The sequence below is a fragment of the Bradyrhizobium sp. Arg237L genome (assembly GCF_029990105.1).
Classification (GTDB): domain Bacteria; phylum Pseudomonadota; class Alphaproteobacteria; order Rhizobiales; family Xanthobacteraceae; genus Bradyrhizobium.
On the sequence record NZ_JAQMIL010000001.1, the window covers coordinates 26,204 to 38,850 of the forward strand.

The 12,647-nt window shown below is 62.3% G+C and carries 8 protein-coding genes and 1 pseudogene; 5 read left to right on the top strand and 4 right to left on the bottom strand.

All coding sequences use genetic code 11. The features are described from left to right. The first annotated feature begins 178 nt into the window (after positions 1–178). The gene (locus OZ411_RS00110; protein ID WP_245476349.1) at positions 179–1,630 is read left to right on the top strand and encodes a glucan biosynthesis protein G; all 1,452 of its coding nucleotides are present in this window, start codon (positions 179–181) and stop codon (positions 1,628–1,630) included. Further along, positions 1,618–3,768, top strand: coding sequence for a glucans biosynthesis glucosyltransferase MdoH (gene mdoH, locus OZ411_RS00115; protein ID WP_282526280.1), 2,151 nt, complete (start codon positions 1,618–1,620; stop codon positions 3,766–3,768). The genes OZ411_RS00110 and mdoH overlap by 13 nt, the downstream gene beginning before the upstream one ends. 3 nt (positions 3,769–3,771) lie before the next feature. Here mdoH and OZ411_RS00120 read toward each other — a convergent pair whose 3' ends face one another. From OZ411_RS00120 to OZ411_RS00130, 3 genes are all read right to left on the bottom strand, one after another. Further along, complete coding sequence (locus OZ411_RS00120) at positions 3,772–6,087, bottom strand: ATP-binding protein (RefSeq protein ID WP_282526281.1); 2,316 nt, start codon at positions 6,085–6,087, stop codon at positions 3,772–3,774. A 193-nt stretch (positions 6,088–6,280) separates the two neighbouring features. After that, a complete protein-coding gene (locus tag OZ411_RS00125; RefSeq protein WP_282526282.1) occupies positions 6,281–7,654 on the bottom strand; it encodes a cation-efflux pump in 1,374 nt (457 codons plus the stop codon). A gap of 536 nt (positions 7,655–8,190) precedes the next feature. Beyond that, positions 8,191–8,508, bottom strand: a complete 318-nt coding sequence (locus OZ411_RS00130; RefSeq protein ID WP_282526283.1) for a hypothetical protein — start codon at positions 8,506–8,508, stop codon at positions 8,191–8,193. 145 nt (positions 8,509–8,653) lie between these two features. On the opposite strand from OZ411_RS00130, the gene OZ411_RS00135 reads away from it, so the two are divergent. The 3 genes and pseudogenes from OZ411_RS00135 to OZ411_RS00145 all read left to right on the top strand — a co-directional run bounded on the left by OZ411_RS00135 (position 8,654) and on the right by OZ411_RS00145 (position 11,514). Next, positions 8,654–9,445 (top strand): helix-turn-helix domain-containing protein, encoded by a 792-nt coding sequence (locus tag OZ411_RS00135; protein WP_282526284.1) that lies wholly within the window; start codon positions 8,654–8,656, stop codon positions 9,443–9,445. After that, positions 9,420–10,954: pseudogene (locus OZ411_RS00140) on the top strand (GNAT family N-acetyltransferase). Before OZ411_RS00135 ends, OZ411_RS00140 begins: the two are co-directional and overlap by 26 nt. Then, positions 10,951–11,514: an AAA family ATPase gene (locus OZ411_RS00145; protein WP_282526285.1), complete on the top strand. Its 564-nt coding sequence runs from the start codon at positions 10,951–10,953 to the stop codon at positions 11,512–11,514. The pseudogene OZ411_RS00140 and the gene OZ411_RS00145 overlap by 4 nt, the downstream one beginning before the upstream one ends. A gap of 680 nt (positions 11,515–12,194) precedes the next feature. On the opposite strand, the gene OZ411_RS43330 is transcribed toward OZ411_RS00145, so the two are convergent. Beyond that, positions 12,195–12,530 carry a hypothetical protein gene (locus tag OZ411_RS43330; protein ID WP_349016965.1) on the bottom strand — a complete coding sequence of 112 codons (336 nt, stop codon included), beginning with the start codon at positions 12,528–12,530 and terminating at the stop codon, positions 12,195–12,197. Between the last annotated feature and the right edge of the window lie 117 nt (positions 12,531–12,647).

Sequence of the window (12,647 nt, forward strand, 5' to 3'; positions counted from 1 at the left end):
TTTCCCAAACGACGGGGACGGAGATCATCTGAGAGGAATCTTTAGCTGAACGTTCCAGCATTCATGGAACTTGCCGACGGCTTGGCTGTTTCCATGCGGCGCTTGGTCCAAATGCTGAGGAGTTCTCGTGAATCGTCGCCAGCTACTGCAAGGCTCGGCAGTGCTGCCGACACTCGTATTGTTTCCGGGAACCGAAGCGGTCGCGACTGTTCCGTTTGATGCGTCCACCGTTCGGGAGCTCGCGCGCAGCCTCGCGAGCAAATCGTTCGAGGCGCCCGACGAAAAGCTGCCTGCCGAGCTGAAGGATCTGAACTACGATCAATATCGCTCGATCCGCTTCATGCCGGAGCGCGCGCTCTGGCGCGCCGACAAGCTGCCGTTCCAGGCGCAGTTCTTTCACCGCGGCTTCTTCTACAAGAACAGGGTCAACATCTTCGAAGTCGTCGACGGCCAGGCCAACGAAATCCGCTATCGCAAGGACGACTTCTCGTTTGGCAACGATGTGCCGGCGTTCGCCGCTGATGATCTCGGCTTTGCCGGCCTTCGCATCCACGCGCCGATCAACAAGCCCGACTATTTCGATGAGGTCTGCGTCTTCCTCGGCGCGAGCTATTTCCGTGCCGTCGCCAAGGGTGAAACCTACGGATTGTCGGCGCGGGGATTGTCGATCGATACCGGCGAGGCGAAGGGAGAGGAATTTCCCACCTTCAAGGCGTTCTGGCTGGAACGCCCCGCGGCGAACGCGACCTCGCTCGTCATCCATGCGCTGCTCGACAGCAAGAGCTGCGCCGCCAGCTATCGTTTCACCTTGCGGCCCGGCGAGACCACGGTGTTCGACGTCGAGATGTCGCTCTATCCGCGGGCCGATCTCGAGCACGCGGGGCTGGCGCCGATGACCAGCATGTTCTTCTTCGGCCCCAATGACCGCAACGATGTCGACGATTTTCGCCCCTCGGTGCACGATTCCGACGGGCTCGCGATCTTCAACGGCAAGGGTGAAAGCCTGTGGCGTCCCCTGAGCAATCCGCGGGATCTTCAGGTCAGCACCTTCCAGGACCTCAATCCACGCGGCTTCGGGCTGATGCAGCGCGAGAAGAGATTCGCCGCCTACGAGGATATCGAGTCACGTTTCGAAGCACGCCCGAGCCTCTGGGTCGAACCGATCGGCGATTGGGGCGAGGGCGGCGTCGTACTGATCGAGATTCCGACCAAAGAGGAAATCCACGACAACATTGCCGCGTTCTGGCGGCCGAAGGTGCCGCTGAAGGCGAAGAGCGAAAACAATTTCACCTATCGCCTGCACTGGGGTCCGGATATGCCGAAGCCTCATTCGCTCGCCCGCTTCGTGCGCACCGGCATCGGAGCGCGTGGCGACGACAGCAAATTGTTCGTGCTGGATCTGATCGGCGACAACCTGAAGGGTGTCGATCCCAACAGCATCAAGGGCGTTGTGAGCGCCGAGAAGTCCGAGATCACCAACATCGTCACGCAACCAAATCCTGACACGGGTGGATGGCGGCTCAGCTTCCAATGCGCGGTGAAGAAGGATACGCCCATCGAGCTTCGAGCCTTGCTGGTGCAAGACGATAAACCTCTTTCCGAAGTGTGGGTTTATCGATGGGCTCCGTAGCGACGTCGTCGCCGCTGACGCCGGATGCGCCCACCGACGGGTTCCTGCCACGCGAATATCCGCTCGAGATGATCACATCGGACTTCGCGCATGCGCCGCAGGCGACGCGGCAGCCCGTGCCGGTGGCGTCAAGCATGTGGCTGCGGCGGACATTTGTCTTTGCAGCCACCATCGCGCTCACCGGCGCCGGCGCCTATGAGATGTACAAGGTGCTCGAAGTCGGGGGCGTGACCGTCCTGGAATGGATGGTGCTCGCGCTGTTCGTGGCGCTGCTCGCCTGGATCGGCTTCTCGTTCGCCTCCGCCCTTGCGGGCTTTTTCGTCCTGCTCGGCCGAAGAGGGAACGCACTGCAAATCGCCACCAGCGGCGTCTTGCCTGAGATCGGGAGCCGGACGGCGGTGCTGCTGCCGACCTACAACGAAAACGAAAACCAGTTGATGGCTCGGTTGCGTGCGATCTACGAGTCCGTCGAGGCGACCGGGCATGGCGAGCACTTCGACTGGTTTGTGCTGAGCGACACCACCGATCCCGATATCTGGATCGCCGAGGAACGCGCTTTCCTGAACCTGCGGCAAGCCTGCGGTTCCGATCGGCTCTACTATCGTCACCGCGCCAACAACGTCGCGCGCAAGTCCGGCAACATCGCCGAGTGGGTTTCCCGCTTCGGGAGCGGCTATCAGTTCATGATCGTCCTGGATGCCGACAGCCTGATGACGGGCGACACGATGGTGCGGATGGTTCATGCGATGGAGGCAAACCCCGCGGCCGCATTGCTGCAGACGTTGCCGATCATCGTCAATGCACGAAGCCTGTTCAGCCGCCTGCAGCAATTTGCGGGCCGGCTTTATGGGCCGATGATCGCAGCGGGCGTTGCCTGGTGGCACGGCTCCGAAGGCAATTACTGGGGGCACAATGCCATCATCAGGGTGAGCGCATTCGCCGAAGCTGCCGGGCTGCCGGAGCTGCACGGGCGAAAGCCGTTCGGCGGACATATCCTGAGCCACGACTTTGTCGAGGCCGCGCTGATGCGACGCTCCGGCTGGGGCATCTACATGGCGCCGACGCTCGGCGGCAGTTTCGAGGAAGTGCCGCCTTCGCTGTTGGATTTCGCGGCGCGCGATCGCCGGTGGTGCCAGGGGAACCTGCAGCATCTCGCCGTGTTGCCGACGCGCGGATTGCACTGGATTTCGCGCCTGCATTTCATGACCGGGATCGGTTCGTATATCACCGCGCCGCTCTGGTTCACGTTCCTGCTGCTCGGCATACTGATCTCGCTGCAGGCCCGCTTCGTCCGCCCCGAATATTTTCCGAAGGGGTTTGCGCTATTTCCCAACTGGCCGGCGCAGGACCCCGTTCTCGCGGCCTGGGTGTTCGGCGCCACCATGGCGCTTCTGATCGTGCCGAAGCTGCTCGGCTTTCTGTTGCTGTTGACGCAGCGGGAGACGCGACGGCGGTTCGGCGGCGCCATTCGCGCTTTCCTCGGCGTCATCGTCGAAGTACTGATCTCCGCCATGATCGCACCCGCGATGATGGTCTTCCAGTCGATCGCGGTGATCGAAATCCTGATCGGCCGTGACGCCGGATGGCAGACGCAGCGCCGCGACGACGGCTCGGTCGAGCGGCGCGAGCTCTATCGAAAATACGGAGTGCCCACGGCCTTCGGCGTGCTGATGGCCGCGAGCGCCTATGCCGTCTCTCTGCCGCTGCTGTTGTGGATGTCGCCGGTCATCATCGGGCTCTTGTTTGCCATTCCGATCGGCGCCTATACGGCGAAGCCGCGGATGAGGGCGCTGTTTGCGACACCGGAGGAAGTCGCGCCGCCGGCCGTGCTGGCCCGCGCGAACGAACTGGCTGCATCGCCTTCGGTTGATCGCGGCCGCGCGCTGGTCGAACTGCAACGCGACCTGTCATTCCTGACGCAACATCTCCGCTCGCTTCCCCCACCGACGCGCCGGCGACCGGAGGAAATCGACCCGCAGCTCGCAATCGCCCGCGCCCGCATCAAGGCGAGCGACACCTTCGAGCAGGCGGTCGCCTCTCTCACCGCCCGCGAGACGCTGGCGGTGCTGAATGACCGGGCCTTGCTGGAAACGAGTCTCCAGTTGCCACTGGCAAGGGCTGCTTCGACAGCGGTGTGAAAGCTACGCCGCTGCCCGCATCCTCGCCGCGCAGGCGTTGCGCGGCAGGGCGATACGGACGACGGTGCCGACGCCGAGCTTCGAGCGCAGCTTCATCGAGCCGCCGTGCAGGCTGGTCAGCGAGCGCGCGATCGCAAGGCCGAGGCCCGAACCCTGATAGGTCTTGGTGAGCTGGCTCTCGACCTGCTCGAACGGCTTGCCGAGGCGCTGCAGCGAGTCCTGTGCGATGCCGATCCCGGTGTCGGCGATCAGCATCACGATCTGATCGTCCAGCACCTGGCTGCGCACGATCACCCGGCCATTGTCGGGCGTGAACTTCACCGCATTGGAGAGCAGGTTGACGACGATCTGCTTGATCGCGCGGCGGTCGGCCACCACGGGAATCGTGCGTTCGATGTCGGCATCGAGCGTCAGCTTCTTGGCCTGCGCACGCCCCGACACCACGCGCAGCGATTCCGCGAGCGTCCTCGACAGGTCGAGCGGCTCCAGGTCGAGCTTCATGCGCCCGGCTTCGATCTTTGACATGTCGAGGATGTCGTTGATGACGTCGAGCAGATATTTGCCGCTGGTGAGGATGTCGTGACAATATTCCTGATACTTGTCCGAGCCGAGCGCGCCGAACATGCCGCTGCCCATGATCTCGGAGAAGCCGATGATCGCGTTCAGCGGCGTGCGCAGCTCGTGGCTCATATTGGCGAGGAATTTCGACTTGGCGGCGTTGGCTTCCTCGGCCCGCGTCTTCTCCTGCGAATATTTCTCCGCGAGGTCGGCGAGCTCGAGCGCCTGCCGCTCGAGCTCGGACTGCGAGCGCTTCAGATCGACGACGGAGGCGCGCAGGCGCAGGTCGTTGTCGACGAGCTTCTGCTCGTGCGCCTTGATGCGGGTGATGTCGGTGCCGACGGAGACGTAGCCGCCGTCCTTGGTGCGGCGCTCGGAGATATGCAGCCACTTCCCGTCGTCGAGCTGCGCCTCGAAGGTGCGCGCGCCCGGCATCGGCACGCCGGTCTCGTGCAACCGCGTGCGCACCTCCGGCATGCTGCCGACCTCGATCACGGTCTCGTAGGAGGTCCCGGGGGCAACGGCCGAATCCGGCAGCTTGTGGAGGCGCTGGAAGTGCGAGTTGCAGAGCACGAGGCGGTCCTCGGCATCCCAGAGCACGAAGGCTTCCGGAATGGTCTCGATGGCGTCGCGCAGCCGCAGGTCTGCTTCCACCGTCTTCTCGGCGAGGCTCTTCTGCTCGGTGATGTCGACCGCGATCCCGATCAGGTGCAGGGCGCCGTCGGCGGTGGCCTGGCTAAGCTCGCAGCGCACGCGCAGCCAGATCCAGTGGCCCTCGGTGTGCTGCATGCGGAACGACTGGTCGATGTGGTCGATCTTGCCGGAGATGAGCTGGTCGGCGATGTCGAACAGATCGATGTCGTCGGATTTCACCAGCGCGTTGACTTCGCCGAAGGTCAGGAGGTCGTTGCGGGATTCGAGGCCGAGCAGGGTGAACATCGACTGCGACCAGAAGATGCGGCCGCGCGAGAGGTCCCAGTCCCACAGGCCGCAGCGGCCGCGGTTGAGCGCGGTGTCGATCCTGCCGCGGACGGCGTCATTGATGAGATCGCCCTCGCGGGCGCGGGTCGACTGCCAGTGGAAAGCGAAGCCGAGGATGAGCACGACGAAGCCCGTGGTCGCCGAGAGCGTGACCGAGAGCGCGGCGTCCGATCCCCAGATCGGCTCGTTCATCTCCTGGATCACGATCACCTGGCCGGGCAGCGATTTCACCTGAACCGAGATGGCCAGCGCGCCGTCGCCATTCGGCAGAAGCATGTCGGCGAGGAGGCCCTGCTGGCTCGGCGCGGCGAGCAGTTGCGCGGTGGAGACGATGTCGAGCACCCGGTCGTTCTCGCCGAGCCTGTCGATCGGGGCGCGAGCGAGCATGCGGTGGTCGGCGCTGGTGACGATGATGTGGCGGCCCCTGGCGATGCCCCAAGACGGGATGAGATCGGGCAGCAGGCTCTGCAACTGCTCGATATTGCTAAGGCGTTCGCGGCGGCTCGAGGTCAGGCGATCGAGCCGCTCGGCGAGGATATCGGAGAGGGCGGAGAGGTCGCGCTTCAGGGCAGCGCGCTTCTGCCGGTTCTGGTCGACCACCTGGACGAAGGCGCCGAGGCAGATCGTGATCAGGAAGGCGATGATGAGCGTGGGCACGGCCCGGCGCAACGCAGGCTCAGCGGTCAAGAGCCTGTGGTAGTCAGGTTTCGCGATCGATTGCGCCAATCCCTTGATCGAATCGGATTGAACGCACGCGTTCGCCGCATGCGCACGCGCCATGCCCTAGACCCCCACCGCAATCTGATTTGCACACCGTCGAAAGCCAACCCCACGTTGCTCCCGAATCAATGTGATTTGAATCCAGTTTTCCCGGCGTGTCGAGAGTCAACGATTCGTTAATGCGAAATAATTCTTGTCCAAGACAGAATCGCGGCTCTCAAACAGAGTCCGAAACGAGAACGTCGACGTGTTCCTACGAGTGCGGCGGCTCGGCGTGGCTGATCACGCGCTTGATGGTGGGGAAGGCGCGGCGCAGCGCGCGCTCGATCGCGTCGACTCCCTCATGCACCTTGATGACGCTCATCGACGGTGCGGCCCGGCAGTGGAAGTTGACGATCTCGCCGGCGTCGGAGTCGCGGACACGCACATTGTGGATGTCATGGATCGGGCCATCAGCGGCAAAGCGCGTCAGCGCCTGTCTGATGGTCTCGACGCGATCGGGTGCGGCGTCGCTGCCCCACGGCAATTCCGGCTCGAGCGGCTCGATATGGGTGTCGACCTCGACGTCCTCGCCGAAGTCCTCGCGGATCGCGCGTTCGAGGTCGTGGGCGATGGCATGGGCCGTGGTGAGCTCCATCTCGCCATCGACTTCGAGGTCGATGCTGACGATCAGCTTCTCACCGAGCGCGTGCACGGTGACGTGATGGATGGCAAGACCGGAATTGCGCGCGATCACCATGATGCGCTCGCGCACGCTCTCATTGTCGCGTGCGACCGGCACCGCGGTGAAGGTGAGGTCGGCATCGCCAAGCACGCCGGCGACCGCGGCCTGCGCCCTGCGCTTGATCTCTTCGACGCGGTCGATCGGAATGGTGCGCGGCACCTTGGCGATGGCGTCGATGAAATAGGTCGGGCCGACCATGCGCACGCGCAGCCGCTCGACCTCGACGACACCGGGCACGTTCCGGATCGCCGCGGTCGCCTTCTCAAGCACGCCTTCCGGAGCCCGGTCGGTCAGCGTCTCCACGGTCGCGCGCGCCATCCGCAGGCCGAGCAGGGCGATCATGACGGCGACAGCGATGGCCGCGGCGGCGTCGCCCCACCAGAAGCCGAGCCCGGCGAGGATGAGGCCGATGATAACGGCAAAGGAGCCCATCACGTCGGAGGCGAAATGCAGCGCGTCGGCTGCGAGCGCCTGGCTCTTGGTTTCGCGCGCCGCACGATGCAGCGCCCGCGCCCGCCACAGGTTGACGACGATGTCGATGATGAGGACCACGAAGGGGATCGCGGAGATCGACGGCGGCGGCGCGCCTTCGCTCAGCCGGCTGTAGGCCTCGACCAGGATGCCGCCCGCGAGCACGTAGAGCAGGGCGATGACGCCGAGCGCGGAGACGCTTTCGAGCTTGCCGTGGCCGTAATGATGCTCTTCGTCCGCGGGCAGGTCGGACACGCGCACCACCGCCCAGGTGATGATGGTCGCGATCAGGTCGACCGAGGAGTGCAGGGCCTCCGAGATCAGCGCCAGCGAGCCGATCGCGATCCCGACGACGAATTTCGCCGCGGCCATGCCACCGCTGGCAAAGACCGAGATCGCAGCGACCGAGGATTTGACGTTGTGCGCGCTCATGGGCCGCGGTGTAGCAGGGCGTTGATGAACATCAAGTGTCGTTCACGACACGCAATCGCCACTCACTCGCAACAGCGGCCGTGTTGCGAATTATTCCGAATCCAGAAAATGCTTCGCATAGAGTTCACCAGGCACATTTCAGATGCAGATCCACAGTCTCGCGGCGCGTTTCACCCGAGCTTTGCAAAATCATTCGCCCAGAACCAAGAGGGCGCAGGGAACGCCGGGTGCGCGCTGCACCCGCGGTCTCGTGTGCATAAGTGCAGAAAGAAGTGCACACGAGCATACAGGTTCAGCGGAGGCACTCCGGCATTCCCTGCGCAATGGTTTTACGGCTTATATCGTGCTCTCCTCGGTGAGGCCGGGCTTCTTGCCACCGTCGCCCGCGAGAGGCGTTAGCTTCTCACGGACTTGACGCCAGCGTCGGAGCGTCAGGACCACACGACTTCGCCGTCCGCCTCATGCGCACTCGTCCGTTGCGCAATCCGCGTCCACCGCATCCCACCGCAACACTCGTGACGATCGCGAAGCGCCCCTCAATCGGGTGAGACGCGCGAACTAATAGACTGATTTGCATTTCGGAAAAACAGAAATATTTTTTCCGCGCGGACTGGACAGGTTTTTGCTGATTTGCCCGTCGGGCAGGAGGAGGAGGTGATCAAGTCATCCGCCTTCGCTTTCGAGCCTCGAAGAAAGTCATCGAGCTTTCGTAGCGCGAGAAAGCTCGTCAAACGGCTGGCGTCGGCCATCAACTCTGCGGCGCGATTCAAGCAAGCCTGCATTTCCTCGGGATCGAGAAACTGGGCGAAGTCCGCGCGCACCAGATGGCGAACGCAAAGCAGTGATCGATGCATTCGCAGATCATTGTAATCCGGGCGGATTGTTCGTTCATGGTCCCCCCGCACGAAGGCCGTACATTTACCGTTGCGGACGGGCAGAAGCAATATTCCTTGTAAGGAATATTCGACTCGCGTAAAATTGGTTTCGATGAGGAATTTTATGCCAAAATTGAACGGAAAAGTCGTAAGCGCGGTTCGCGTGAACGGGAGTGATCTCGGGCGGGTTGTCGGCAATTCGCTGCGCGCGTTGCGTGCCCTTGCGGGATTGACGCAGAACGACCTAGCGGAACGGTTGAGGGTCGGCCAGGCGGCGATATCGAAAATCGAGCACCGGGGCGACGTGCAGATTTCCTCGTTGCAGAAGTATGTTGAGGCGTTGGGCGCAACGCTACGGATCGAGGCGGCTTTCGATACTGACGCCCGCCGGGGCCTGCGCACCGAGGGTGCGTTCGACGCTGATCTGCACGACGAGGGTCAGCTTGTTTTTCCCATATTCGGCGACGAGGTGTTTCGTCCGACCAGGGATGTGGTCCTCAGCGTCCGACCCCTTTATTCCAACAAGATTTTTGATGGCACGAAGACGATCGAGTTGCGGCGGCGTTTTCCAATCTCCGCGCCGCGGGGGACGATTGCCTATATCTATTCGACGTCGCCGGTACGGGCGATGGTGGGAAGTGCGGAAATCGATAACGTTGTGAAGGCGCCGGTGGGCGAAATCTGGAAGAAGTTTGGCAAGATGGCGCAGATCAAGCGGGCCGATTTTGATGCGTACTTTGAAGGCGTGCAGGAAGGCTTCGCGCTGAAGATCGCCAACGCCCGGCCGTTTTCACGCCCGCTGAATCTCTCCGAGCTGCGAGACCGTTTCGGCTTCGAACCGCCCCAGTCCTATTTATACGCAACCCCCGTCCTACGTACGGCCCTCCAAGATGAGTATTCAGACGTATCTAATTGATACGAACGTCATTATCGGCCTCGAAGATCATCACACCGTCCAGCCTGCCTTCGCCGCACTTCTCAGCATTGCGTCAAAGCATAAGGTGGATGTGCTGGGCCACGAGGCGGCGCGCGACGATATTCAGCGCGATAAGGATGCAGATCGTCGCAAAATCTCGCTGAGCAAGCTGGAGAATTTCAGCTCCTCAAGAAAGTGCGCGGCCTCGAAGTCGCGGAGCTGGAGCGGAGGTTCGGGCCGTTCCGGCGTCCGAATGACGTTGTCGATGCAACGCTTTTGGATGCGATCGAGCGCGGCGCCGCCGACTTTCTTGTCACCGAAGACCGCGGCCTTCACGAACGCGCCCGGCGTGCCGCGCCAGAGCTGGGTCGGCGTGTTCTGTTCGTTGCGGACGCCGTATCGCTTTTGCGGACGACGTACGAGCCGGTCGAGACGCCGGTTCGCTATGTTGAGGAGGTCGCCGCCAACGAAATCAAGCTGACAGACGAGATTTTCGATAGCCTTCGCGAGGATTATCCGCCATTCGATACGTGGTGGCGTGAAAAATGCGTGCGTGAGCGGCGCGCGTGCTGGGCCGTGTTCGATGACGGGCTTGCTGGCCTGATCGTTCGCAAGGACGAAACCGGGGTGGACACGGACGCGACCATCAAAGCCGATAAGATATTGAAGATTTGCACGTTCAAGGTACGGCCCGAAAAGCGCGGCGTGAAATTGGGCGAACTTCTGCTGAAAAAGGTGTTCTGGTTCGCGCAAGCCAACAAATACGACGTGGCCTATGTGACCACCTATTCCTCGCAGGTCGCCCTGATCGACCTCCTCGAATACTACGGGTTCGTCAACACCAAATCGAAAGACGATGGCGAGTTGGTGTACGAAAAAGAGTTTTCGCGCGCGCCTTTGGTGGCAATCCCGGGGTCTTCGGATTTCGAACGCGACAGGCTCAACTATCCGCGCTTCATCGCCCGGCCGGATACGCGTGCCTTCGTGGTGCCGATCAAGGAAGGTTACCACGATACGCTCTATCCCGATCTGAAAAATCCGGCGCAGCCGGACTTGTTCGAATTGGTCGGCGTCACGGGCAGTCCTAAGCGGCCCGGCAACACCATTCGCAAGGTCTACCTCTGTCGCGCACAGTCCAACCTAGGGTCGGCTGGCTCGCTCTTGTTTTTCTATAAGGGCAAGTCGGTCAGCCCGCCGTCACAGGCATTGACGGCCGTTGGCGTCTTCGAAGAAGTCTCGGCGGCGGCTTCGACCAAGGAACTGATGCAGTTGACGGGTGGGCGCTCCGTCTACAGTGAGACCCAGCTAAACGATTGGGAAGCGACGGCCGGACGCGAGGTGAAGGTCATCAACTATCTGCTCGCGGGGTACATCGATCCGCCGATCGAGCTGGCCGAGCTGCGGGATTTGGGGATTATCAAGGGCCATCCGCCGCAGTCGATCTTCGAGTTGAGCCGGGCGCATCTCGACGCGTTGCTGCCACGGCTCAATCTGGGATTTACGCCATGACGCCCCCAGTGGTCGCTGTTGCGGGGCTTTCGGGCGTGGGCAAGTCGACGCTGCTGACGCGTTTGAAGAGCGCCATCCCCATGCAAATCTTACAGGCGAGTGCGCTGATCAAGGAAGCGCGAACGTCGAGAGGCGGCCAAAGCCTGACGCTTGATGCGCTGCGCGCGGCCGACCTCAACGAAAACCAACAGCTCTTGGCGCAAGGATTTGCCCGCCGGGTCGATCGGGCCGCGTCTCTCGTCGTGCTGGACTGTCATACGGTCATCGAGACGCCGGGCGGACTTGTCCGCATCGATCCGCGCGTCTTCGACCCGATGAACGTAAGGGCGATGGTGTTCCTCGAAGATGCGCCGGAAGAAATCGCGCGCCGCCGCAGGAATGACACCACGCGGCAGCGGCCGTCGACCCAGGATCTTGGGTCGGTGCAAGCTGAGGCGATCCAGCAAGCCTGCACTATCGCGGCGGCACTGACTATCCCGTTGTTTGTCCATCGACCGGCTGGGGAGGACGGCGCGATCACGGAGCGGCTTCGTCTCTACTTGGCGCCAGGCGGCGCTTAAAAAGGCGTGACGATGCGCTGCTTGTTCTGCAAGAGGGACTCAAGCGCTTCACGAAGCGTCGAGCACATCATTCCGCAATCGCTGGGAAATTTCTCGCACGTACTCCCACGCGGCGTCGTCTGCGATGCGGGCGATAACTGCGCGCGAGGTCGAAAAGCCGTTTCTCTTCCGCGCGGACTGGACAGGTTTTTGCTGATTTGCCCGTCGGGCAGGAGGATCGTGCGGCCGTCGCCCTGGACCGACGACCGCCAACTGATGCTTGAATACATGCGAGGATCCGGCACCGATCAAATGCACCGTCACCGCAATTGGAATAGGCTGGAACGCGGTGCCGACAGGCTTACACGTCAAGCTTGATTGCGGCCCATTCATAGTCGCGAGCTCGTAGCGCATCATTCGGACCCCACGGCTTATGAGCTTGAATCACAACCGTCAGGTCAAACACAATGCTCGGCCCGGCAACCGTTTTGGAGCAAAGCGGACATCAAGTGGCAGGCAGAGCCCGCGGAATCGGTCAAAAATGACCCTCAACAGACATGCGGTCTGATCGGCTAGGTTCAGGAAGGGTTTCGAAGTTATCAGTCTATTCATGGCCTAGTTGGACGTGTGTGCACTTGTGGACATACGCGAGGCTTAAGCAGTAGTAGACCCTTAGCCATCACCGCACGGTCCCGTGGCATTTATCGGTGATGAGAACGCCGGTTGCGCTCCCGCCTTCCTCGAGCCGAGGAGCCGCCATGCAGCAGCGACGCCGTTTCAAACAAACCACATCCCTCGATCAGCGCTTGACTGACGAAGCTCAGCGCTTGCGCAAAGAAGCGCGAGGCACCCCGCACGGCGTCCAGCGCGAACGGCTTATCCGAAGAGCTCGTCAGGCCGAAACCGCCGCGCGCATAGACGAGTGGCTCCGGTCGCCCGGACTGAGGGCGCCCACATAACCCATCCAGTCGGCTGTTACGCCTACACCATCGGCGGACGAAAACCACATCCGGATCGTTGAGATCATCGGCGATCATGACGAGGCAGCCAAACGTCATGCGAGCAGTTAGTGGGTGGACGGGTCGTCGGGTCGGCCTGCGCATAGCTCCTCGAGGCTTGCTCGGCGTTCGCTCGCGCTGCGGCCTTCTCGCGCT